Source organism: Stenotrophomonas sp. (genome assembly GCF_036662295.1).
Lineage (GTDB): Bacteria > Pseudomonadota > Gammaproteobacteria > Xanthomonadales > Xanthomonadaceae > Stenotrophomonas.
The window spans coordinates 1-24226 of the sequence record NZ_JAVWXA010000015.1 but is presented as its reverse complement, the minus strand read 5'-3'; the positions used below and the strand labels follow the sequence as shown (position 1 = coordinate 24226).

At 69.7% G+C, this 24226-nt stretch carries 19 protein-coding genes; 7 read left to right on the top strand and 12 right to left on the bottom strand.

Features of this window, described 5'->3' with window-relative positions:
* The first annotated feature begins 136 nt into the window (after nucleotides 1-136).
* Entirely contained in the window at nucleotides 137-904 is a 768-nt protein-coding gene (locus RSA25_RS04805) for a DUF6491 family protein (protein ID WP_332807767.1), read from the top strand.
* Between the two features lie 95 nt (nucleotides 905-999).
* On the opposite strand, the gene pbpC is transcribed toward RSA25_RS04805, so the two are convergent.
* The 9 genes from pbpC to prpB all read right to left on the bottom strand — a co-directional run bounded on the left by pbpC (nucleotide 1000) and on the right by prpB (nucleotide 16953).
* Nucleotides 1000-3375 (bottom strand): penicillin-binding protein 1C, encoded by a 2376-nt coding sequence (pbpC, locus tag RSA25_RS04800; RefSeq protein WP_332807766.1) that lies wholly within the window; start codon nucleotides 3373-3375, stop codon nucleotides 1000-1002.
* Between the two features lie 105 nt (nucleotides 3376-3480).
* Nucleotides 3481-8400 (bottom strand): alpha-2-macroglobulin, encoded by a 4920-nt coding sequence (locus RSA25_RS04795; protein WP_332807765.1) that lies wholly within the window; start codon nucleotides 8398-8400, stop codon nucleotides 3481-3483.
* A 111-nt stretch (nucleotides 8401-8511) separates the two neighbouring features.
* Nucleotides 8512-9969, bottom strand: coding sequence for a bifunctional 2-methylcitrate dehydratase/aconitate hydratase (locus RSA25_RS04790; RefSeq protein WP_332807764.1), 1458 nt, complete (start codon nucleotides 9967-9969; stop codon nucleotides 8512-8514).
* 16 nt (nucleotides 9970-9985) lie between these two features.
* Nucleotides 9986-11176 (bottom strand): 2-methylaconitate cis-trans isomerase PrpF, encoded by a 1191-nt coding sequence (gene prpF, locus RSA25_RS04785; RefSeq protein WP_332807763.1) that lies wholly within the window; start codon nucleotides 11174-11176, stop codon nucleotides 9986-9988.
* Between the two features lie 71 nt (nucleotides 11177-11247).
* Entirely contained in the window at nucleotides 11248-11577 is a 330-nt protein-coding gene (locus tag RSA25_RS04780) for a type II toxin-antitoxin system RelE/ParE family toxin (protein WP_332807762.1), read from the bottom strand.
* Nucleotides 11574-11822 carry a type II toxin-antitoxin system ParD family antitoxin gene (locus RSA25_RS04775; protein WP_332807761.1) on the bottom strand — a complete coding sequence of 83 codons (249 nt, stop codon included), beginning with the start codon at nucleotides 11820-11822 and terminating at the stop codon, nucleotides 11574-11576. The genes RSA25_RS04780 and RSA25_RS04775 overlap by 4 nt, the downstream gene beginning before the upstream one ends.
* Nucleotides 11823-12121: 299 nt before the next feature.
* Nucleotides 12122-14737 carry a Fe/S-dependent 2-methylisocitrate dehydratase AcnD gene (acnD, locus tag RSA25_RS04770; RefSeq protein WP_332807760.1) on the bottom strand — a complete coding sequence of 872 codons (2616 nt, stop codon included), beginning with the start codon at nucleotides 14735-14737 and terminating at the stop codon, nucleotides 12122-12124.
* A 138-nt stretch (nucleotides 14738-14875) separates the two neighbouring features.
* Complete coding sequence (gene prpC, locus RSA25_RS04765) at nucleotides 14876-16033, bottom strand: 2-methylcitrate synthase (RefSeq protein WP_332807759.1); 1158 nt, start codon at nucleotides 16031-16033, stop codon at nucleotides 14876-14878.
* Between the two features lie 29 nt (nucleotides 16034-16062).
* Entirely contained in the window at nucleotides 16063-16953 is an 891-nt protein-coding gene (gene prpB, locus RSA25_RS04760; protein WP_332807758.1) for a methylisocitrate lyase, read from the bottom strand.
* Between the two features lie 160 nt (nucleotides 16954-17113).
* Between prpB and prpR the strand changes: the two genes are divergently transcribed.
* Nucleotides 17114-18727, top strand: coding sequence for a propionate catabolism operon regulatory protein PrpR (gene prpR, locus RSA25_RS04755; protein ID WP_332807757.1), 1614 nt, complete (start codon nucleotides 17114-17116; stop codon nucleotides 18725-18727).
* Between the two features lie 19 nt (nucleotides 18728-18746).
* Here prpR and aacA read toward each other — a convergent pair whose 3' ends face one another.
* Together aacA and pdxH are read right to left on the bottom strand one after the other, a co-directional pair.
* On the bottom strand, nucleotides 18747-19208 hold the full coding sequence (aacA, locus tag RSA25_RS04750) for an aminoglycoside 6'-N-acetyltransferase (RefSeq protein WP_332807756.1): 462 nt from the start codon (nucleotides 19206-19208) through the stop codon (nucleotides 18747-18749).
* Nucleotides 19205-19804 (bottom strand): pyridoxamine 5'-phosphate oxidase, encoded by a 600-nt coding sequence (gene pdxH / locus RSA25_RS04745; protein WP_332807755.1) that lies wholly within the window; start codon nucleotides 19802-19804, stop codon nucleotides 19205-19207. Before pdxH ends, aacA begins: the two co-directional genes overlap by 4 nt.
* Before the next feature lie 41 nt (nucleotides 19805-19845).
* Here pdxH and RSA25_RS04740 point away from each other — a divergent pair, with 41 nt between their 5' ends.
* The gene (locus RSA25_RS04740) at nucleotides 19846-20673 is read left to right on the top strand and encodes a kinase (RefSeq protein WP_332807754.1); all 828 of its coding nucleotides are present in this window, start codon (nucleotides 19846-19848) and stop codon (nucleotides 20671-20673) included.
* 15 nt (nucleotides 20674-20688) lie between these two features.
* On the opposite strand, the gene RSA25_RS04735 is transcribed toward RSA25_RS04740, so the two are convergent.
* Nucleotides 20689-20892: a dodecin family protein gene (locus tag RSA25_RS04735; RefSeq protein ID WP_019186071.1), complete on the bottom strand. Its 204-nt coding sequence runs from the start codon at nucleotides 20890-20892 to the stop codon at nucleotides 20689-20691.
* 95 nt (nucleotides 20893-20987) lie between these two features.
* On the opposite strand from RSA25_RS04735, the gene RSA25_RS04730 reads away from it, so the two are divergent.
* The 4 genes from RSA25_RS04730 (at nucleotide 20988) to hemE (ending at nucleotide 24085) form a co-directional block, all read left to right on the top strand.
* The gene (locus RSA25_RS04730) at nucleotides 20988-21530 is read left to right on the top strand and encodes a shikimate kinase (RefSeq protein WP_332807753.1); all 543 of its coding nucleotides are present in this window, start codon (nucleotides 20988-20990) and stop codon (nucleotides 21528-21530) included.
* Nucleotides 21527-22633, top strand: a complete 1107-nt coding sequence (gene aroB / locus RSA25_RS04725) for a 3-dehydroquinate synthase (RefSeq protein WP_332807752.1) — start codon at nucleotides 21527-21529, stop codon at nucleotides 22631-22633. The genes RSA25_RS04730 and aroB overlap by 4 nt, the downstream gene beginning before the upstream one ends.
* Nucleotides 22634-22704: 71 nt before the next feature.
* Nucleotides 22705-22956, top strand: a complete 252-nt coding sequence (locus tag RSA25_RS04720) for a WGR domain-containing protein (RefSeq protein ID WP_332807751.1) — start codon at nucleotides 22705-22707, stop codon at nucleotides 22954-22956.
* Between the two features lie 55 nt (nucleotides 22957-23011).
* A complete protein-coding gene (hemE, locus tag RSA25_RS04715; protein ID WP_332807750.1) occupies nucleotides 23012-24085 on the top strand; it encodes a uroporphyrinogen decarboxylase in 1074 nt (357 codons plus the stop codon).
* Nucleotides 24086-24226: the final 141 nt, after the last annotated feature.

Below are 24226 nucleotides of genomic sequence, written 5' to 3'. Positions count from 1 at the left end.
CGGCGTGGGCCGAGGCCCGCGCCGGTGCCGGCGCGCAGGCGATGACGACCCGGCTGGGGGTTTGCCGATCGTGCCTGCCATGTGCGGCTGCTAGATTGCAGGCATCCCCTGCAAGGACTGCACCGTGACGCGTGTGATGGAACGTACCTGCCTGGCCCTGCTGCTCACCCTGCCCGCGCTGGCCGGCGCCCAACCACTGGCCCTGCCAGCAGAGCGCACCGCGCCGGCCCCGCACTGCCTGGATGCGCGCGGGGTGCGCCAGATGGAGCAGGCCGCGCCGGCCGCCATTGCCGTGCTGGCCGCCAACGGCCAGGCCTACCAGCTCGCGCTTGAAGGGCCCTGCCCCGGCGTCAATGCGGCCAGCGAGGTGCGGCTGGACGCGCCAGGCGGATGGGCCTGCGGGCGCCCCGGCGAGACGCTGGTGGTGGACGGACGCGCCTGCCCGGTCGCGGCGGTGCAGCCGATCGACGGCCGCACCTTTGCCGACACCGCGCGGCGCAGCAGCCGCGACTACGCCACCACGCTGTCCACGGTGACGGTGACCGGCAAGGGCGGCGACGCCTCGCGGCCACGCCACACCTTCCAGGGGTCAGCCGAGTTCTGTTTCGCCACGCGCAACGTGCGCGCCTGGAGCGAAGACCCGCAGGGCGTGGTGGTGGAAACCAATCCGCGCCGCAACGGCGGCCATCGTTACTACCGGCTGGAACTGGCCGGCAGCTGCTCGATCCTGGCCGGCGCGACGGACGTGGATTTCCAGTCGGGGTTCCAGAACGGGCTGATCTGTGGCAATCCGGGCGACCGCATCGTGATGGCCAACAACGGCATGCAAGGCGACCTTCGCATGGGCACCCCCCGCTTCGCCCGCCCAGGCTGTTCGGTGCTGGCGGTCTACCCGAAGAAGTAGGTTCTCCGCCCTGTTGGCGCGAAGGCGTTCGCGCGCCGCTCAACACCCAGGGCGCGCGGGTGCGTTGCCATCCTCCAACAAACAGCCGACCGCAATCACCGCAGGATACGGAACCGCACCTGGGTCCAGGCCCCGTCGCTGGCCAGTGCGGTCAACGTGTGCTCGCCCACTTCCTCGAAATCACGCTGGAACAGCCGCGTACCCTCCGTGCGCGCGATCCAGCGCCCGTCCAGCAGCCAGTCGATGCTGTTGTCGTTGCCCAATGCGCGCAACTGCAGGCGCACGCCATGTTCCGCGTTCGGCGCGCGGGCCAGCGTCGCGCGGTCGTTCAATCCCTCGATGTGCAGGCTTCCCCCGCTCTCGCGGCCATCGTCGCGGCAGTCGGGCGACAGTGCCGGCAGCTGTGCCGCCCGGCGTTGCGCCAGCGGCAGCCACGGCGACACCAGCGCCGGCCAACGCGCGATCTCGCGCGGCGCGGCCGTATGCGCCAACGTGCATTCCGGCGACAACCGCAGCCCCGTCCGCGCATCCACCTCGAACGCCTGCCGGCCCGGCTGCCACAGCCGCGCATCGCGTTCGGCGAACGTCGGTGGCACCACCCCGTCCAGGATGAACGCCTGCAGCCGGCGCTGGCACAATGGATCGGCCGTGCGCTCGGCCAGCTCGCCGGTCGGCCAGCAGATCTCCTGCCGGCTCACATTGGCCGGCATCGCCGCACTGCTCGCATCGCCAGCCTGCCGCGGCAGGCTGTCCACCACCTCGAACATCAACGGCAGCGCCGTGACCGCCCCGTACTGCCCCGGCAACGGCGTGCCATCCGGCCGTCCCACCCACACCCCCACCGTGTAGTGCCGGGTGCTGCCGATCGCCCACGCATCGCGATAGCCGTAACTGGTGCCGGTCTTCCACGCCACGCGCGGGCGCCCGGCCACGTCGAAGGTGCCGCTGCCATAGCCCGGGCGCGGGTTGGATTCCAACACCTCGCGCGTGATCCAGGCCGCCCCCGGCGACATCAGCCGGCGCTCGATCACCGCATCGGCCGGCGTGTAGCGCACGCGCCCGGCGATGCCGTTGCGGTTGAACGCCGCGAACGCCCCCACCAGGTCTTCCAGCCGCGCGCCCGTGCCGCCCAGGATCAGCGACAGGTTGGGCGCGCTGCCATGCGGGAAGCGCAGGTTGATGCCCGCGTGCGACAGGCGCGCGGCGAAGCGGGCCGGGCCGACCCGGTCCAGCAGGTCCACCGCCGGCACGTTGAGCGACAGCCGCAGCGCCGTGGCCGAACTGACCGGCCCGTTGAACGCCGCATCGAAATTGCCCGGCCGGTAGCCGCCGAACGACTGCGGCGCGTCCACCATCAGGCTTTCCGAATGGATCAGCCCGTCATCCAGCGCCATCCCGTACAGGAACGGCTTGAGCGTGGAGCCGGGCGAGCGCCAGGCCTGCACCATGTCCACGTGGCCGAGCCGCTGCTTGTCGCCGAAGGCTACCGAGCCCACGTAGGCGCGCGCTTCCAGGGTGCGGTTGTCCACCACCAGCAGGGCCGCCGAGGTGCGCTCGGGCAGCTGCGAGAAGTACGCCGACACGCGCTCTTCGAGGGTGCGCTGCAGGTCGATGTCCAGGCTGCTCTCGATCCGCGCCGCGCGCGGCTGTGCGGTGCGCAGGCGCTGGGCCAGCAGGGCGGCGTGCAGCGGCGGCTGCAGTGCGCGGGTCACCACGGCCTCGATGCGGGCGTCCTCCACCTCCTCGCGGCTCCACACCCCCAACCGCGCCATTCGCTCGAGCACCTTGTCGCGCGCACGCTGGGCGGCCTCGGGATGGCGGTCCGGCCGCAGCCGGCTGGGGGCCTGCGGCAGCACCGCCAACAGCGCCGCTTCGGCCTGCGACAAACGCGCGGCCGGCTTGCCCAGGTAGGCCCAGCTCGCCGCTTCCACGCCCTCGATGGTGCCCCCGTAGGGCGCCCGCTCCAGGTACAGGGCCAGGATCTGCGCCTTGCTCAGGTGCACTTCCAGCTGCACCGCGCGCAGCATCTGCTTGGCCTTGCCCCACGGCGTGCGCGAATGGGGGTCCAGGATGCGCGCTACCTGCATGGTGAGGGTGGAACCGCCGGACACGATCCGGCCCTGCAGCAGCCATTGCTTGCCGGCGCGCAGCAGCCCCACCGGGTTGATCCCGGGGTGCCGCCAGAACCAGCGGTCTTCGTAGGTGAGCAGTGCCTGCAGGTACAGCGGCGACACGCTGTCGGCCGAGGCCGGGTAGCGCCACACGCCATCGGCATCGGCGAAGGCCCGCAACGGGGTGCCATCGCGCGCCACCACCAGGGTGCTGGTATCGCGCGCCCTGGGCAGCGGCGGCGGGAACGCCAGGTCCAGCACCAGCAACAGCGTCAGCGCGGCCGCGGTGCCCCAGCGCAGCGCCGGCAACAGCCAGCGGCGCAGTGGCCCGCGCAGGCGGGTGATCAGGGAAGCGCTCATCACATCTACGGTATCGGGGCGTGGGGGGGGGCCAACGGTCACCCAAACACCCCACCTCGGGGGGGGGGGGGGGGCGCCCCCCCCCCCCCCCCCCCCACGCCAGGCTCAAGGCTGGACCACGGTCAGCGTGGTCGGGTTGCTGCGGCCCACCCCGCGCAGGTCGGGGCGGTACATGTCCTCCACCAGCGGCGGCGGCACCGTGTAGGTGCCCGGGGTGACCGCGCGCACCAGGTAGAACACCTTGGCAGTACTGCCCTTGGACAGTTTCAGCGCGGCCACGTAGCGGTCGTCGCGGAACTCCTCATGGCGCAGCGTGGCGGCATCGCCGCGGTCGTTCACGTTGAGCCCGTCCACCACCACGTCGGCCCACTGCTTGGCATCGCCCAGGTTGAAGTTCTCGATCTCCAGACCGGCCGGCAGCAGGTCGGTGAGCAGCGCGTCGGGCATGTCCAGGTTGGGCGTGATGCTGACCCGCACGATCAGGGCCTCGCCTTCCTTCAGGGCGCGCGGCGTCCACGGCTTGCCGTCGGTGGTGTACCAGGTGCGCTCCACGCCGAGGTGGCGGTTGTCCGGCTCGGGCGCGGTGCGCGGGATGCCGGCCACTTCCAGGCTGGCAAACATCGGCGGTTCGCCCTGCGGGGTGAAACGCACGCCCTGGGCCAGCGCGGCGTAATCGAAGCTGCGCCCGAACATGCGCCGCGCGGCGATGCTTTCGGTGGCCCCGCCCACGGCCAGGTCGCCGGACACCAGCTTCTTCTGGTTGGCCGCCAACGCCTTGCCCAGGCGCGCGATGGCCACCTGTTCCTGCGTGCTCAGCCACATCCAGCCGCTGTTGCGGCGGGCATCCAGGCTGCGCCCGAGATCGACCGCGCGCGCATCGTAGGCCGGCTTGGACAGCTTGCGCTCGTGCAGCAGCGCGATCATCAGTGCGTCGTCGCGCACCGCGCTGCCGTAATCGCCGAAGTACGACGGGCGCTCGCTGCTGTGCTTGGCGAAGCCGGCGGCGATGGCGGCCTCGCCCCTTTTGTGGTCACCCTGCAGCGACAGGGCGATGCCCAGGTGGACCAGCGGCAGCCCGGTCAGGGCCTTGCTGCGCTCGTTGTCATACAGCGCGCGCAGCGTGCCCAGCGGGGCGCGGTTGACCCGTGCCAGCACATAGCCCGAGTACGCCTGGTTGGCGAACTTGAGGTTCTCGCGGCGGTCCTCGCCATAGAACTGGTTGCCGCCGGACAGCAGGTCCTCGCTCAGCCGGCTCAGCGCCTTCTGCAGCACGGTGTCGGGCACCGCGAAACCGGCGTCCTTGGCATCGAGCAGGAACTCGGCGATGTACGGGGTGAGCCAGGGATTGACGTAACCGTCGTCGCCCCACATCGAGAAGTTGCCGTTGGCCACCTGCATCGAGGCCAGGCGCCCGAACGCGCCTTCCATGCGCTCGCGGCGGGCCTTGGCATCCAGGCCGTCGGCGCCGAGCATGGCCGAGGTGGCCTCGTCCAGCATCAGGGCCGCATAGCCCTTGCTGGTGGTCTGCTCGGCACAGCCGTAGGGGTACTTCAGGGCGCCGTTGAGCGCACTGGCGAACGGGATCGGCGGCAACGCGCTGACCAGCAGGCGGGCGGTCACCGAGTCTTCCATCATGCCCTCGGCCAGGGCACTGCCCATGTCCACCGCGCCCAGCGGGTCCAGGGTGCGGGTCTGCGCACGCAGCACCTGCGGCCATGCCGCGCGCACCGGCAGGTCGTAACGGCGGTCCACCTTGAAGCCGTTGCCCTCCACCCGCACCCGCACCTTGGCCACGGTGTAGCCCTCGCGCGCGGTCAGCGGGAAGTTCAACGTGGTCTTGGCATCGGCCTTGAGCTGCAGCGTGCGGGCCGGTTCGCCCAGCGTCAGCGGCCCGATGCCATCCACCTGCACCTTGAACTCGCCCGGCTTGCCGGTGAAGTTCTGCACGTCCAGGGTGACCGTGCTGCGGTCGCCCGGGGCCATCACCCGCGGCATGCTGGCCTCGGCCAGGATCGGCGCGCGCACCACCGTTTCCATGTCGCGCTTGCCGTACTGGTCATCGGAATAGACCAGCGCGGACACGCGCAGGGTGCCGTTGAAGTCGGGCACCTTCAAGGCGATGCGCGCGATGCCCTTGGCGTCGAGCTTGACCGGGCCGGAGAACAGGTCCACGGTCTGCACCCGCGCGGTGGGGCGCTTGGCCTGCGGCATGGCCGCCAGGGCCATGTCGCCACCAAACTTGAGCTTGCCGCTGCTGCCGTCGAAGCTCTCGATCACCCGGCTGTAGATGTCGTAGGCATCCACGCCAAGGCGCCGCTGCGCGAAGAAGTGCCCGCCCGCATCGGGAACCGGGAAGCGGGTGATGTTGAGGATGCCCACGTCCACCGCCGAGACGGTCACGTGCGCCACCTTGCCCGCCAGCTGCGGCGCGCTGACGGTCACCGGCAGGGTCTGCTCGGGGCGCATCTGCTTGGGCGCGGACAGGCCCACCGCGATCTGGCGCGCCTTGCGATCCATCGGCACGTGCACCACGCCGACCGCGCGGGCCGGGGTGATCTTGCTCGGCGCGCTGCCACCACGGAACACCAGGGCGGTGATGTAGACATCATGCCGCTCCCACTCGGCACTGACCGGGATGTCGAAGGTGCTGCCCGGCTTGGCGTCGATCGCCTGCACGTAGAGCATCTTGTCGCTCTCCACCATCAGGATGCCCTTGCCGGCATGCGGCGGGGTGACGGTGACGCGCACGGTATCGCCGGCCTTGTAGCCGGTCTTGTCCAGGCCCAGCTTGATCTTGTCCGGGCGCGCATCCAGGCCGCGGTTGTCGTCGTTCCAGCTCCAGCCGGCCCGGAACGGATACCGGCTGGTCAGGCCGGTGGCCGGGTCGAACACGTCCAGGCGGTACTCGCCCCACTCCACCGGGAAGTCGATGGCGGTCGCCGCCGCGCCCGCATCGACGGTGCGGGTTTCCTTGTTCTCGAAGCGGCGGGTGAAGTCGTAATCCCAGCGGTTGTCGTTGAAGGTCCAGTGGTAGTCGCGCAGTTCGCGCACCAGGGTGACCTTCAGGCCCTTGCCCGGCTGCGGCTTGCCGCCCGCATCCACGCGCATCAGCTCGAAGCGCGCGTTGCTGTTGGCGTCGGCGCCGTCATCGGGATTGAACAGCGGGCGCACGCCCACCAGCACCGGCGCCGGCCACATCACCCGCTTGAGGGTGCGGGTGACGGTGCGGCCACCGGTCTCGTACACGCTGCCGGAGAGCACCACCGCGATCGGCGCGGTCGGCTTGACCTCGTCGGGCAGGGCCACGTCCTGGCGCAGCTTGCCGTCGGCGGGGAACTCGGTATCGATGATGTCGCGCGCTTCGCGCGGCAGCTCAGTGGTGGGGTCGCCGAAGAAATAGCCCGGCAGCGACTCCACCGGGGATTGTTCAGCGGCCACGGCCAGGCGCGCGGTGAAGCGGTTGCCGTCGGCCGGCGCGCCATACAGGTAGGCCGCATCGGCCATCAGCTTGAGCGGTTCGCCGGGCTTGAGGGTCTTCTGGGCGCTGTCCAGGTCCAGCTTCATGCGCTCGGGCAGGAACTCCTCGATGCGCAGGGTCATGCCCTGGATGGCTTCCTTGCTGGCCGGGTTGGTGCGGAACTCGACCTGCCAGCGCCCGGTGGGCGCCTCCACCGGGATCAGCTGTTCAAAGCTGAGGTAGCCCTGCTCGCCCGGCTGCAGGCGGGTCTCGCGGAAGGTCTTGCCGTCGGGCTGCTTCAGGCGCAGGAACACCGGCTGCGGCTTGGTCGGCTTGCCGTCGTTGTCGCGCAGCAGCGCGGAGATGCGCACGGTTTCACCCGGGCGGTACAGGTCGCGCCCGGACCAGGCGAACACATCGAACCAGGCGTTGTCGCGCCCGGCCACGGCAAATTCGCTCAGGTCCAGCGCCGGCTGGTTGAACGGCAGCATCGAGGTGTCACCGCCACTGCTGGCGATCAGCACGTGGCTGGCATCCAGGGTGTAGTTGAGCAGCGCGTTGCCGTTGCCGTCGGTGTTGCCCTTTAGCACCACCTCGCCCTTGCCGTCGAGGATGCGCAGCTCGATCTTCTTCAGCGCCGCCCCGCTCTGCAGCGAGGCGGTGTGGACGAACAGCTTGTCCTTGTAGGCGCGCGTATGCAGGCCGATGTCGCTGACGGTGAAGAAGGCGGTGTCGAATTCGCTGTCGAAGCTGCCGCTGCGCTTCATCACCGCGAAGTACAGGCCCGGGGCCTGCAGCTCCTTGATGTCCTGGGTGGGCAGGTAGGTCAGCACGCGCTCGTTCTGCTTGCCGTCGAGCACGAAGCGGTTCACGTAGACCGGCTCGGCCAGCTGCGACATCGGCGTCTTGTCGCCATACTCGCTGTCCAGCTCCCAGCTGCCGCGACGGCCGCCGCGCTGGTACTGGCTGAAGAAGCGCGGCAGTTCCTTTTCGCGAACGCGCAGGAACTCCACGTCCACTTCCTTCACGTTCACCGACACCACCGGCAGGCCGCGGCTGTCCTTGGCCGGCAGCACGCTGCCCTGGGAGGCGAAGCCGGCCGCCGGCTTGAGCTCGCCGCTGAAGACCTTCTGGCGCAGCTCCTTGCCGATCCGGCTGCCGTCGGCCGCGAGCAGGTCGGGCGACACGATGAGGTTGTATTCCTTGGCCGCTTCCACGAAGGGATAGCGCAGGGTCAGGCCGTCATCGGACAGCGTCCAGCTGCTGTCCTCGGTGCCCACCTTCTCGGCGAAGCGGACCAGCGTGTCGAAGTCCTGGGTGCCCACCAGCGGCCGGGAGAACTCCAGCGCCAGCGAGACGCCGTCGCCCTTCTGGTCGGGGTAGGCGCGCACCAGCGTGAACTCGCTGACCTTCTCGCCCTTGGCGGCAATCGGCGCGCCGGAGGGGGTGGGCAGCTGGCCGCTTTCATTGCGCTTGCAGCCGCCGATGCCGATGGCCAGGCTGGCCACCAGCACCAGACCCATGATTCCCTTCCAGCTCCACTGCCCGATCCGACTGCGGCTAGCCATGACGTCGCTCCTTGAACAAGGCCGCCAGTATAGGGCCGGCCCGGGCGACCGGGGGACGCCGCTGGCGAGGCACGCCGCCCCACCCGGGGGCCGCCCACGCCGTCGGCGCGGCTAGCTGGCCACGTACAGCCCCACGTACTCGTGCACCGGCATCGCCTCCAGCACCACCGGGTCCAGCGAGGCATCGAGGATGCGGCGCTGCTGGCGGGTCGGGAAGGTGGCGGCCAGGTGGGCGCGGAACTTGTCCTCCAGCAGCGGGATACCCTCGGCGCGGCGGCGTGCATGGCCGAGCGGGTCCTCCACCTCGGCCTCCAGGGTGTTGCCGTCGTGGAAGACCACCGCCAGCGCGTTGGCGATGCTGCGCTTGTCCGGGTCCAGGTAATCGGCGGTGTAGCGCGGTTCCTCCACGCAGGTGATCTTCGCGCGCAGCGGGTCGATGCGCGGGTCGGCGGCCACGTCGTCCTCGTAGTCCTCGGCCACCAGCCGGCCGAAGATCAGCGCGATGGCCACCATGTACTGCACGCAGTGGTCGCGGTCGGCCGGATTGTGCAGCGGGCCGGGCTTGTCGATGATGCGCAGGCAGGCCTGTTGGGTGCGCAGGGTGATGTGGGCGATGTCCTCGCTGCGCTTGCCGGCCGCGCGCATGCGCGCGTGCAGCTGCATCGCCGCCTCCACCGCGGTCTGCCCGTGGAACTCGGCCGGGTAGCTGATCTTGAACAGCACGTTTTCCATTACGTAGCTGCCGTACGGGCGCTGGAAGCGGAACGGCTGCCCGCCGAAGGCCACGTCATAGAAGCCCCAGGTGGGTGCGGTGAGCGCGCTGGGGTAGCCCATCTCGCCGGCGGCGGCCAGCAGCGCCAGGCGCACCGCCCGGCTGGTAGCGTCGCCGGCGGCCCAGCTCTTGCGCGAGCCGGTGTTGGGCGCATGCCGGTAGGTGCGCAGCGCCTGGCCGTCCACCCAGGCCAGCGACACGGCGTTGAGCATGCGCTCGCGGTCCAGCCCCAGCAGCTGCGCGACCACGGCGGTGGAGGCCACCTTGACCAGCACCACGTGGTCCAGGCCGACCCGGTTGAAGGCGTTTTCCAGCGCCAGGCAGCCCTGGATCTCATGCGCCTTGATCATCGCCACCAGCACGTCGCGCATGGTCAGCGGCGGCCGCCGCAACGCCTCGGCATTGCGGCTCAGCCAGTCGGCGGTGGCCAGGATGCCGCCGAGGTTGTCCGAGGGGTGGCCCCACTCGGCGGCCAGCCAGGTGTCGTTGAAGTCCAGCCAGCGCACCATCGCGCCGATGTTGAAGGCGCCCTGCACCGGATCCAGTTCGAAGCGCGTGCCCGGCACGCGCGCGCCATTGACCACGCCGGTGCCCGGCACCAGCGGCCCGAGCAGCTTGCTGCAGGCCGGGAATGCCAACGCCGCCAGGCCGCAGCCGAGGGTGTCGAGCAGGCAATGGCGCGCGGTGGTGAAGGCCAGCGGCGAGGCCACCTTGAACTCGCGCACGTAGTCGACGATGTCGATCATGACCGCATCCCACGGCGGCCGTTGGTTGGCATGCGGGTCGTGACCGGACATCGGGATCTCCTGTGGGTTACACGGTATCGGCAGGCACCCGCACCGCACCTTCCATCAGCACGCGCGCGCTACGGCTCATGATGGCGCGCGTGACCGTCCACTGCCCGTCAACAAAGGCGGCCTGCGCGCCCACCCGCAACGTGCCAGACGGATGCCCGAAGGTGACCGCCTCGCGCGCGCCGCCGCCGGCGGCCAGGTTGACCAGGGTGCCGGGAATGGCCGCAGCGGTGCCGATGGCCACCGCCGCGGTGCCCATCATCGCGTGATGCAGCTTGCCCATCGACAGCGCACGCGCGTGCAGGTCGATGCTGGCCGCGGCGATCGCCTTGCCGCTGGAGGACACGTAATCCTGCGCCGCGGCGACGAAGGCCACCTTGGGGGTGTGCTGGCGGGTGGCCGCCTGGTCGATGTGGTCGATCAGCCCCATCCGCACCGCACCGTGCGCGCGGATCGCCTCGAAGCGCGCCAGTGCCGCCTTGTCCTCGTTGATCGCCGGCTGCAGCTCGGTGCCGGTGTAGCCCAGGTCGGCCGCGTTGAGGAAGATGGTGGGGATGCCAGCAGTGATCATCGTCACCTGGAAACTGCCCACGCCGGGCACGTCCAGCGTATCCACCAGGTTGCCGGTGGGGAACATCGACCCGCCCTCGCCGTCGCCGTCGTCGGACGGGTCCAGGAACTCCAGCTGGATCTCCGCCGCCGGGAAGGTCACCCCGTCCAGCTCGAAGTCACCGGTCTCCTGCACCTGCCCGTCCACGATCGGCACGTGCGCCAGGATGGTCTTGCCGATATTGGCCTGCCAGATCCGCACCGTGCAGGTGCCGTCGTGCGGGATGCGCGCCGGATCGATGAAGCCGTTGCTGATCGCGAACGGCCCCACTGCCGTGCTGAGGTTGCCGCAGTTGCCGCTCCAATCCACGAACGCGGTGTCGATGGCGACCTGGCCGTAGAGATAGTCCACGTCGTGGTCGGCCACCGAGGGCGCGGCGATGATCACGCACTTGCTGGTGCTGGAGGTGGCCCCGCCCATGCCGTCAGTGTGCTTGGCATAGGGGTCGGGCGAGCCGATCACGCGCATCAGCAGCGCGTCGCGGGCCGGGCCGGGTTGTTGCGCGGCGGCGGGCAGGTCCTGCAGGCGGAAGAACACGCCCTTGCTGGTGCCACCGCGCAGGTAGGTGGCGGGAATGCGGAGCTGGGGGGAAGCGGTCATGGCGATCAGGACTCAGTCAGAGGTGAAGAAAGAACAACGCAGCGGCTACACGGCCCCATGGCGGCGCGGGATCACCCCGCGTCCGGCGCGTGCAGCGCGTCCAGGCCGCGACGGGCGTTCCAGAGGCGGACGATCTCGATCCAGGCTGGGTGTTCGGTGTAATACACAAGATGGTCGTCAAACCCCAGTATCGGGTGAAATCGCAATGGGGCGTGCAGCTCCGGGAACGCATCCGCATGCCGCGTCGACCCTGCCCCCGGATGCCGCTCCAACAGACTGACCGTGCGTTCCAATGCATCCACGAATGCCAGCTCCAGTGTCACGCCTGCCTGCTGGGCGTACCACGCAGCGACATCGTCGGCATCCTGCACGGCCCGAGGATGCCAGCGCGCAGGCTTCATTTCGTCGCGCGCGCCTTCGCGCGCTGCCGCATCTGCTTGAAATGATCCGGGTCCAATGGTCTCGCCGGACCCGACGCCAGCCCTTCGGCGATCAACGCACGCAGCAGGGACTCCGCTTTCTGCCGCTGTCGTTGGCGGATCAGATCGCGCATGTAGTCGGAGGTACTCGAATACCCGCCTTCATCGGCGTCCTGGTCGACAAACTGCTTGAGTGCATCACTGAGCGAAATGTTCATGGTGGCCATGGGGACTCCGTTGGCAGTTTTTGCCATTGCAGTGTGCGCTTCGGGTCTTTCGGCCGCAAACGCGTCCCGTTCATCCTGTTGTGGAGTGGTGCCACCAGCGTTCCACACGCCGTGAGTGGATTCCCGGACGCCCTGCCCAGAACCTCCCGCCTCACTCATTGACGATGTACATCAATCGCCCAGCTGCACTCAACCGGGCACGCTGTAGACCCCGCTGCGCTTCATCCGGGCGGCAACCGATGCCGCCCCTGCCACCAACGCACCAGACCCGCCCGTTCACGGGCGGGCCCGGCGAAGCATCACGCCGCCTGCGAGGCGTCCAGGAAGTCCTGCGCAAACCGCTGCAGCACGCCACCGGCCTCGTAGATGGACACTTCCTCGGCGGTATCCAGGCGGCAGGTGACCGGCACGCGCAGTTCTTCGCCGCTGCGGCGGTGGATCACCAGGGTCAGCTCGGCACGCGGCACGCGCTCACCGATCACATCGAAGGTTTCGGTGCCGTCGATGCCCAGCGTGGTGCGGGTGACGCCGGCCTTGAACTCCAGCGGCAACACACCCATGCCGATCAGGTTGGTGCGGTGGATCCGCTCGAAGCCTTCGGCCGCGATCGCCTCCACGCCGGCCAGGCGCACGCCCTTGGCGGCCCAGTCGCGCGAGCTGCCCTGGCCGTAGTCGGCGCCGGCGATGATGATCAGCGGCTGCTTGCGCGCCATGTAGGTTTCGATGGCTTCCCACATGCGCGTGACCTGCCCTTCCGGCTCCACGCGTGCCAGCGAACCCTGCTTGACCTGGCCATCGACCACGGCCATTTCATTGATCAGCTTGGGGTTGGCGAAGGTGGCACGCTGGGCGGTGAGGTGGTCGCCGCGATGGGTGGCGTAGGAATTGAAGTCTTCCTCGGGCAGGCCCATTTTCGCCAGGTATTCGCCGGCTGCACTGCTGGCCAGGATCGCGTTGGAGGGCGACAGGTGGTCGGTGGTGATGTTGTCGCCCAGCACCGCCAGCGGGCGCATGCCGCTGAGCGTGCGGGCACCGGCCAGCGCGCCCTCCCAGTACGGCGGGCGGCGGATGTAGGTGCTCTGCTCGCGCCAGGCGTACAGCGGGCTGATCGGCGCGCCGTGCTCCACCTTGAAGGTGAACATCGGGTCGTAGACCTTGCGGAACTGCTCGGGCTTGACGCTGGCCTTGACCACCGCATCGATCTCCGCATCGCTGGGCCAGAGGTCCTTGAGCGTGATCGGGCTGCCGTCGGCGCGGTAGCCCAGCGCGTCCTTCTCGATGTCGAAGCGCACCGTACCGGCGATGGCGTAGGCCACCACCAGCGGCGGCGAGGCCAGGAAGGCCTGCTTGGCATAGGGATGGATGCGGCCGTCGAAGTTGCGGTTGCCCGACAGCACGGCGGTGGCGTACAGGTCGCGGTCGATGATCTCTTGCTGGATGGCGGGGTCCAGCGCGCCGCTCATGCCGTTGCAGGTGGTGCAGGCGAAGGCCACGATGCCAAAGCCCATCTGCTCCAGGTCGCCGAGCAGGCCGGCCTCTTCCAGGTACAGCTGCACGGCCTTGGAACCGGGCGCCAGCGAGCTCTTCACCCACGGCTTGCGGACCAGCCCGGCGCGGTTGGCGTTGCGCGCCAGCAGCGCGGCGGAGATCACGTTGCGCGGGTTGCTGGTGTTGGTGCAGCTGGTGATGGCGGCGATGATCACCGCGCCATCGGGCATCAGCCCGTCGGCCTGCTCCTGCCTGCCGGCGGCCAGCTTGGCCTCGTCGGCGATGCCGCGCGCGGCCAGCTCGGTGGTGGCCACGCGCTTGTGCGGGTTGGACGGGCCGGCCATGTTGCGCACCACGCTGGACAGGTCGAACTGCAGCACGCGCGGGTACTGCACCTGGGCCAGGTCGTCCGACCACAGGCCGGCGGACTTGGCATAGGTTTCCACCAGCTGCACCTGGGTTTCCTCGCGGCCGGTCAGGCGCAGGTAGTCCAGGGTCTGTTCGTCGATGGAGAACATCGCCGCGGTGGCGCCGAACTCGGGCGTCATGTTGGAAATGGTGGCGCGGTCGCCGATGGTCAGCGCGCGCGCACCCTCGCCGAAGAACTCGATCCAGGCCCCCACCACGCGCTGCGCGCGCAGGTACTCGGTAAGCGCCAGCACGATGTCGGTGCAGGTGATGCCCGGCTGGGGGCGGCCGGTGAGTTCCACGCCGATGGTGTCGGGCAGGCGCATCCACGAGGCGCGGCCCAGCATCACGCTTTCTGCTTCCAGCCCGCCCACGCCGATGGCGATCACGCCCAGCGCATCCACGTGCGGGGTGTGGCTGTCGGTGCCCACGCAGGTATCGGGGAAGGCCACGCCGTCGCGCACCTGGATCACCGGGGACATCTTCTCCAGGTTGATCTGGTGCATGATCCCGTTGCCCGGCGGAATCACATCGACGTTCTTGAAGGCCTTGCGGGTCCAGTTGATGAAGTGGAAACGGTCTTCGTTGCGGCGGTCTTCGATGGCGCGGTTCTTCTCGAACGCGGCCTTGTCAAAGCCGGGGTATTCCACCGCCAGCGAGTGGTCCACGATCAACTGGGTGGGCACCACCGGGTTGATCTGGGCCGGGTCGCCACCGGCATCGGCGATGGCATCGCGCAGGCCGGCCAGGTCCACCAGGGCGGTCTGGCCGAGGATGTCATGGCACACCACGCGGGCGGGGAACCAGGGGAAATCCAGGTCCTGGCGGCGCTCGATGAGCTGCCGCAGCGAGGCGTCCAGGGTGGCCGGGTCGCAGCGGCGCACCAGGTTTTCAGCCAGCACGCGCGAGGTATACGGCAGCGTGGCGTAGGCGCCGGGCGCGATCGCGTCGACCGCGGCCCGGGTATCGAAATAGTCCAGCGAGGTGCCGGGAAGTGTCTTGCGGTACTGAGTATTCATGGCGGGCGATAGCTGCTTGTTGGCGGGCCGGGGCATCGTGACACCGGCAAAAAGGGAGTGGCGACGCCGCAACGGAGACGGGCTGGCATGGCCAGCCCGCTCCGCATTGCACCCGTTACCGGGTGCGGGGGAAACACATCAACTGCGCTGGTCGATCGGCACGAAGGCCTGGTCTTCCGGGCCGGTGTAGTTGGCGCTGGGGCGGATGATCTTGCCGTCGATGCGCTGCTCGATGATGTGCGCGCTCCAGCCGGAGGTGCGCGCGATGACGAACAGCGGGGTGAACATCGCCGTCGGCACGCCCATCATGTGGTAGCTGACCGCACTGAACCAGTCCAGGTTGGGGAACATCTTCTTGATGTCCCACATGACCGATTCCAGGCGCTCGGCGATGTCGAACATCTTCAGGTTCTGCTGCTCGCCGGACAGGTCGCGGGCCACTTCCTTGATGACGTTGTTGCGCGGGTCGCTGACCGTGTACACCGGGTGGCCGAAGCCGATCACCACTTCCTTGCGCTCCACGCGGGCCTTGATGTCCGCCTCGGCCTCGTCGGGATTGTCGTAGCGCTTCTGCACTTCGAAGGCCACCTCGTTGGCGCCGCCGTGCTTGGGGCCGCGCAGCGCGCCGATGCCACCGGTGATGCAGCTGTACATGTCGCTGCCGGTGCCGGCGATGACGCGGCAGGCAAAGGTGGAGGCGTTGAACTCATGCTCGGCGTACAGGATCAGCGAGGTGTGCATCGCCTTCACCCACGAATCCTGCGGCTTCTCGCCGTGCAGCAGGTGCAGGAAGTGGCCGCCGATGGAGTCATCGTCGGTCTCCACGTCGATGGCGCGGCCGTTGTGGCTCCAGTGGTACCAGTACAGCAGCATCGAGCCCAGGCAGGCCATCAGCTTGTCGGCGATGTCGCGCGCGCCGGGATGGTTGTGGTCGTCCTTCTCCGGCGACACGCAGCCCAGCACGGACACGCCGGTGCGCATCACATCCATCGGGTGCGCCGAGGGCGGCAGCTCTTCCAGCGCGGCCTTGACCGCGGCCGGGATGCCGCGCAGCGACTTCAACTTGGCCTTGTAGGCCACCAGCTCGGCGCGGGTCGGCAGCTTGCCGTGCACCAGCAGGTGGGCGATTTCCTCGAACTCGCTGGTGTTGGCCAGGTCCAGGATGTCATAGCCGCGGTAGTGCAGGTCGTTGCCGCTGCGGCCGACCGTGCACAGCGCGGTGTTGCCCGCGGCGGTGCCGGACAGGGCGACGGACTTCTTCGGCTTGAAGCCGGGGGCGGTGGTTGCTTCGCTCATGATCCCTCCAGAAAACAAGTGGTGCGACGTTACTTCTTGGCGGCAAACAACGCATCGAGCTGCTGCTCGAAGGCGTGGTAGCCGATACGGTCGTACAGCTCTTCACGGGTCTGCATCGCATCGACCACATTACGCTGGTGGCCGTCGCGGCGGATGGTCGCATATACATGCTCGGCGGCCTTGTTGGCGGCGCGGAACGCGGACAGCGGGAACAGCTGGATGGCGACGCCGGCCGAGGCCAGTTCATCGCGGGTGAACAGCGGGGTCTTGCCGAACTCGGTGATGTTGGCCAGCACCGGCACCTTCACCGCGTCCACGAAGCGGCGGTAGGTGGCCAGGTCGTAGGCGGCCTCGGCGAAGATGCCGTCGGCACCGGCCTCCACGCAGGCGATGGCGCGCTCGATGGCCGCGTCCACGCCGTCCACCTGGATGGCGTCGGTGCGCGCGATCAGGAAGAAGTCCGGGTCGGTCCTGGCGTCGGCGGCGGCCTTCACGCGGTCGACCATCTCGCCCTGGGTCACGATCTCCTTGCCCGGGCGGTGCCCGCAGCGCTTGGCGCCGACCTGGTCTTCGATATGACAGGCGGCGGCGCCGGCCTTGATCAGCGACTTGACCGTGCGCGCGATGTTGAACGCGCTGGGGCCGAAGCCGGTGTCGATGTCCACCATCAGCGGCAGGTCGCACACGTCGGTGATGCGGCGCACGTCGATCAGCACGTCTTCCAGGGTGTTGATGCCCAGGTCCGGCAGGCCCAGCGAACCGGCCGCCACGCCACCGCCGGACAGGTAGATCGCCCGGTAGCCGGCGCGCTGGGCCAGCAGGGCATGGTTGGCGTTGATCGCGCCGATCACCTGCAGGGGCGACTCGGCAGCCAGTGCGGCGCGGAAACGGGCGCCAGCGGAAGAAACAGGGGTGCTCATACGGCGGCATTCCATGGTGGTTGACCGGGAGAGAGGCGCAAGGGGCGTGCCAAGTGTCAACTATCTGATTTCATTGAGGCAGTGCGGCGACAGCGGCGTTTCACGTTGACACATTGAAACATCTGTAACATGGCTGGAACTGAAACGTTGAAACATCGCCATGTCCCTCGCCCTGCCCCGCCATCGTCCACGCCTGCCCGATCCCGAGCCGGGCAGCCTGCCGGTGATCTGGACGGTGAGCGTGTCGCGCCTGACCGGCCTGCTCGGCGATGTCATCCCCGAGTTCGACCGCCGGGCGCGGATCGTGCCGATCAACCTCGGCTTCGAGGAAGCGGTGGACGTGATCGGCCAGCGCCTGCGCCGCGAGCACTGCGACGTGGTGATCGCCGGCGGCTCCAACGCGGCCTACCTGCGCAGCCGGCTGGAGGTACCGCTGGTGCCGATCCAGGCCAACGGCTTCGACCTCATGGAAGCACTGGCGCGCGCCCGCCGGATAGCGCCGCGCATCGGCCTGGTCACCCATGCCACCGACGTGCCCACGTTCGGCAGTTTCCAGCACAGCTTCGGGCTGGACATCGAGCACCGCCGCTTCGTCACCCGCGAAGACGCGCGCGACTGCATCGCCGACCTGCGCGCCAATGGCATCGAGGTGATCGTGGGGACCGGCATGGCCATCGACCATGCCGAGCAGGTGGGCCTGCCGGGCGTGTTGCTGTACTCGGCCGATTCGGTACGCCAGGCCTTCGAACACGCGCTGGAACTCACCCAGACACTGGCCCGGGTGGGCGCGCCTTCACTTCGCCGGCGCGCGCCGGCCCGGCGCGGCGACAGCGACCACGCGCTGCTGGGTGACAGCGTGACCATGCAGCAGGTGCGCGAGCGCATCGCCCTGTACGCCCCGCACGACAGCACCGTGCTGGTGACCGGCGAAACCGGCACCGGCAAGGAACTGGTGGCGCGCCAACTGCACGCCGCCAGTGGCCGGCGCGGTCGCTTCGTGGCGCTCAACTGCGGGGCGATCAGCGAATCGCTGCTGGAAGCGGAACTGTTCGGCTACACCGAAGGCGCCTTTACCGGCGCCCGCCGTGGCGGTCGTGTCGGCCTGGTCGAGGCGGCCGACGGCGGCACCCTGTTCCTGGATGAGATCGGCGAACTGCCACTGCCGCTGCAGACCCGCCTGCTGCGGGTGCTGGAAGAGCGCGAGGTGTTGCGGGTGGGTGCCACCGAGCCGACCCCGGTGGATGTGCGCGTGGTCGCGGCCACGCTGCAGGCGCTGGAATCGCTGGTGGCCGCGCAGCGCTTCCGCCGCGACCTGTATTACCGGCTGGCCGCACTGCGCATCGCCCTGCCCACGCTGCAGGAGCGCGCCGACGATATACCGGCGCTGGTCGCCCACTTTTTCACCCAACTCAGTGGCCAGCCCTCACCGCTGGCCGCCGATGCGTTGCAGCGCCTGTGCGAATACGCCTGGCCGGGCAACGTGCGCGAACTGCGCAACCTGGTGGATCGCCTGCGCATCCACTGGCCAACCCCCGCCACGCCGTTGACCCTGTCGCAGATGCTGCCTTGGTTGCCCGAGCTGCAGGCCGGCCCGGCCACCCTGGCGCTGCGGGCGCTGCCACCGGCCACGGTGGGGGCGGCCCAGCGCCCGGACACGGCCACCCTGCGCCAGGTGCTGGCCGACTGCGGCGGCAACCGCGAGCAGGCGTGCCTGCAACTGGGGGTCTCGCGGACCACGCTATGGCGCTGGCTGCGCGAGTTGCCGCCGGCCTGACACCGCCGCCGGCCAGGCCCTATGCCAGCGGGGGCAGTGGCAGCCGGAAGTAGACCACCCGCTCGGTTTCCTCGAAACCACACGCGCGGTGTGCGGCATGCGCCTGCACATCCTCAACGCGGCTGTCCGAGGCCAGCTCGCTGCAGCCGGCTGCTCGCGTCCAGTCCTGCACCGCATCGAGCAAGGCACGGCCCACAGCGTGGCCCTGCCACGCTGGCTGCACGTACCAGCCTTCCAGAAAGCCCACCGGCGAGGAGTCGGTGCCATTCACGTAATCGTGGCGCAGACGCACTTCGGCAAAACCGACCGCCTCACCACCTGCCAGACAGCCCAGGAATACCGCGCCCTCTGGATCGGCCAGCGACTGCGCCAGCGCCTCCAGCGGATCAGCGGCATCGGGCCACAGCCCCAGCCGCAGCCGCGCCCACGCCGCCGCATCGGCCGGCGAGGCTTGGCGGATCGTCGGCATGGCACCACTCACGGGAACAGCAACCGCTTGCTCCACTGGCCGTCGGCATCGATCTCGTAGCACCAGCGCTCATGCAGGCGGAACTGCGCGCCGTACCAGAACTCGATCCGCTGTGGCACCACGCGCAGGCCGCTCCAGCCCTCCGGGCGGGGCACCTCGCGATCGGCGAAGCTGGCCTCGGTGGTGGCCACGCGCGCATCGAACGCCTCGCGCGAGGCCAGCGTGCGCGACTGCAGCGATGCCCACGCGCCGATCTGGCTCATGCGCGGGCGCGAGGCGAAATACGCGTCGGCCTCGACATCGTCCACCTGCTCCACGCTGCCCTCGATGCGCACCTGGATGCCCGCCTCGCGCAGGCTGCGCCACAGGAACAGCAGGGCCGCATGCGGATTGACCCGCAGTTCGCGCCCCTTGTGGCTGTCCAGGTGGGTGTAGAACACGAAGCCGCGCGCGTCGAAGGCCTTCAGCAGCACGGTGCGTGCCGAGGGATGGCCGTTGCCGTCGGCGGTGGCCACGGTCATCGCATTGGGTTCGATTTCCGCGCTGCGCTTGGCCTCTTCAAACAGCACGGCGAACGTGGACAACGCTTCGGTATACAGATCGGTCATGGTTGGTTTCTTGCCATTCGATTTGGGTTTATTGTCACCGCATGCCTGCCACCGCGTACATGCCCCGCCCCGGCGGTTTTCCCGATGCCCTGGTGGCGGCGGCCCTGGACGATGCGTTGGCCACGCGCACGGCGGTGCCAGTATTGGCGATCAGCGGCCTGCAGGGCAGCGGCAAATCGACGCTGGCCGCGCAGGTGGTGGCCCTGGCCGGACAACGCGGGCTGCGCGCGGCCACGCTGTCCATCGATGATGTGTACCTGGGCCACGCCCAGCGCGCGCACCTGGCCCGAAGCGTGCATCCGCTGCTGTCCACGCGCGGCCCGCCCGGCACCCATGACCTGCCCCTGGCCCACGCCACCTTCGATGCGATCGCCGCCGGCAAGCCGCTCGCGTTGCCGCGCTTTGACAAGTTGGCCGACGACCGCGTGCCGCCGGCCGGGTGGCCGCGCGTGGAAGGCGCACTGGACCTGCTGGTGTTCGAAGGCTGGTTCCTGGGCACGCCGGCGCAGGCCGAGGCGGCGCTGGAGCCGCCGTTGAACGCGCTCGAACGCGAGCACGACGCCGACGGTCGCTGGCGACACTGGTGCAACCAGGCCCTGGCCAACGACTACCCGGCGCTGTGGCAGCGCTGCGACCGGTTGTGGTTCCTGCGGCCGCCCGACTTCGCGGTGGTGCCGCGCTGGCGGTGGGAGCAGGAACAGCACCTGCAGGCCGCCGAGCCCGGGCGCGCCGGCATGGGCCGCGCCGGGATCGAGCGCTTCGTGCAGTACTACGAGCGGGTCAGCCGGCAGGCGCTGCGCACCCTGCCGGCCCTGGCCGACCGGGTGATCGCGCTGGACGACCAGCGCCGGGTGCAACCGGCCGGGTGAGCCGGCCAAGGCCGGTCAGCTCACCAGGAAGGTCACCCGCAGGTTGACCCGCCACTCGGTGATGTTGCCTTCGCCGTCGGTGACCACCTTGGTCTCGTTGATCCAGGCGCCCTGGATGCCCTTGACCGTCTCGGACACCTTCTTCAGGCCACTGCGCACCGCATCCTCGACGCTGGTCTTGGAGGAGGCGTTGATCTCGATGATTTTGGCCACTGACATGGACAGGCTCCGGGTGTGCGCGGGACATTCCGCGCTGCCCACCATGGGGGCCGGCGCGTAAAGGCCGTGGCACGGAGATGTTAGGATCGCGGGTAATGAATCCCGCTCCGAACCTGATCCTGATCGGCCCGATGGGCGCCGGCAAAACCTGCATCGGGCGCCGCCTCGCCGAGCGCTTCACGCTGGATTTCGTGGACGCCGACCAGGCCATCGTCGACGCGGCCGGCGCCAGCATTCCCACGATCTTCGAGCACTCCGGCGAAGCCGGCTTCCGCCAGCATGAGCGCCAGGTGCTGCAGACCCTGCTGGCGGGCGCCAACCAACTGGTCTCCACCGGCGGTGGCGCGGTGCTGGACGCCGACAACCGCGCCACCATCGCGCGCCGTGGTTTCGTGGTGTACCTGCGGGTCAGCGTGGCCGCCCAGCTGGAGCGGCTGGCGCGCGACCGCACCCGGCCGCTGCTGCAGCGCCCGGATCGCGAACAGGTCCTGCACGAGATGGCCGCCCTGCGCGATCCGCTGTACCGCGACCTGGCCGACCTCACCCTGGACACCGACCTCTACACCCCCGCCGACGCCACCGCGCAGCTGGTGCTGCGCCTGGCGGCGCAATGGCAGCGACAGGACCCCACCGCATGACCGCCCCCCGCACCGTCGCCGTTGCCGGCGACCGCCCCTATACCATCCACATCGGCCCGGGCCTGCTCGGCCAGGGCGAGCTGCTCACCCGGCATGTCCGCGGCCGCCACGTGCTGCTGGTCAGCGATTCCTCGGTGGCGCCGCTGTACCTGGCCGGGGTGCGCGCTGCACTGGCCTCGGCACGGCCGGACCTGCAGGTCGGCGAGCTGGTGCTGCCGGCCGGCGAAGCCTCCAAGACCCTGGCCAACTTCGGCGCGGCGATCAGCGCGCTGGCCGCGCTCGGGGCCACCCGCGACGCCTGCGTGATGGCCCTCGGCGGCGGCGTGGCCGGCGACCTGGCCGGGTTTGCCGCGGCCTGCTGGATGCGCGGGGTGGACTGCGTGCAGTTGCCGACCTCGCTGCTGGCGATGGTGGACTCCTCGGTGGGCGGCAAGACGGCCGTGGACATCCCCGAGGGCAAGAACCTGGTGGGTGCGTTCCATCCGCCACGCGCGGTGATCGCCGATACCGCCGCGCTGCGCACGCTGCCCGCGCGCGAGCTGCGCGCCGGCCTGGCCGAAGTGATCAAGTACGGCGCGCTGGGCGATCCGGTGTTCTTCCAGTGGCTGCAGGCCGAACACGCCGCGCTGCTGGCCGGCGATGACGCCGCGCTGGCCCAGGCCATCGCGCGCAGCTGCGAGCACAAGGCCGCCATCGTCGCGCGCGACCCGTTGGAGAAGGGCGAGCGGGCGCTGCTCAACCTCGGCCACACCTTCGGCCACGCCATCGAGACCGAACAGGGCTATGGCGCGCCAGGCAACGACAACCTCAACCATGGCGAAGCGGTGGCCGTGGGCATGGTGCTGGCCGCACGCCTGTCGGCGCAGCTGGGCATGAGCGATGACGCCGATACCCGCGCACTGCGCGAGGTGCTGGTGCGCTATGAATTGCCGGTGGCCATTCCCGCCGGACTGGCCCCGCAGGCCCTGCTGGCGCGCATGCGCCTGGACAAGAAGAACGTCGCCGGCCGCCTGCGCCTGGTGCTCTGGCGCGGCATCGGTCGCGCCGAGGTGGTGGCCGACGTGGACGAGGCCGACGTGCTGCGCGTGCTGGCCGCCGGCTGACCTGCGACCGTTGGCCGCAGCCCGGGGCGCCGCCACGGCCCACCCCGGCGTTCGCGGCTACAATCGCGCCCATGCGTGTCTTCCTGCAGCACCACACCGGCGGCGCCGACCCGGTCCGCTATGTCCAGCTGACCCTGCAACCGGACCTGTTCGGCGGCTGGGAGCTGCTGCGCGAATCCGGCCAGCTCGGCGGGCGCGCGCAGTTGCGCCGGGAGCTGTTCCTGCAGGCCGACGCGGCCCGGCACGCCTTCGAAAAAGCGCGCGACACCGAGCTGCACCGCGGCTATGAAATCCGCCCCGCCCCCGGCATGGCATCGCCCTGAGCGCCGCCGCCCCACTCCCCCGGCCCTGCGCCACCCGATTCCAAGGAAGCGTTCCGTGACCATTCCCTCCCGCCATGATCGCCTGCTGCGCGCCCTGCGCCGCGAACCGGTGGACTGCACCCCCGTCTGGCTGATGCGCCAGGCCGGCCGTTACCTGCCCGAGTACCGCGCCACGCGCGCCAAGGCCGGCAGCTTCCTGGCCATGGCCAAGAACCCGGACATCGCCTGCGAAGTCACCCTGCAGCCGCTGCGTCGTTTCGACCTGGACGCGGCGATCCTGTTCTCCGACATCCTCACCATCCCCGACGCGATGGGCCTGGACCTGTACTTCGTGGACGGCGAAGGCCCCAAGTTCCGCCACCCGGTGCGCGATGCGGCGGCGATCGCGCGGCTGGCCGTGCCGGACATGGAGACCGAACTGCGCTATGTGATGGATGCGGTGCGCGTTATCCGCCGCGAACTGGACGGCAAGGTGCCGCTGATCGGCTTCTCCGGCAGCCCGTGGACGCTGGCCTGCTACATGGTCGAGGGCGGCGGCAGCAAGGATTTCGCCCGGATCAAGGCCATGGCGCTGAACGAGCCGGCCGCCCTGCACCAGTTGCTGTCGGTGGTCACCGATGCGGTCATCGCCTACCTCGCCGCCCAGCGCGCGGCCGGCGCGCAGGTCCTGCAGGTGTTCGACACCTGGGGCGGCGTCCTCAGCCCGGGCATGTACCGTGAATTCTCGCTGCGCTACCTCACCCGCATCGCGCAGGAACTCGAACGTGGCCGGGGCGACCAGCGCACCCCGCTGATCCTGTTCGGCAAGGGCACCGGCCTGCACCTGGGCGCCCTGGCCGATACCGGCGCCGACGCCCTCGGCGTGGACTGGACCCTGGACCTGGCCGACGCGCTGGCCCGCACCGGCGGCCGCGTCGCCCTCCAGGGCAACCTGGATCCGGCCACGCTCTACGGCAACCCCGACGCCATCGAACGCGCCGCCGGCGTCGTCCTGGACAGCTACGCCGACGGCAACAACGGCTCCCGCGAAGGCCACGTCTTCAACCTCGGCCACGGCATGTCCCCGGACATGAACCCCGACCACGTCGGCATCCTCGTGGACGCCGTCCACCGCCACAGCAAGCGCTGAGCGCCAAAGGCCCGGGGCATTCAAAAAATCAACCCCGCAACGCGCCGAATCCAAAAATCAACCACGCACCGCGCGCCCCGGGTAGAGCCACCCCATGGGTGGCTGCGCGCAATGCCAGAACCAAGAGCAGCCACCCATGGG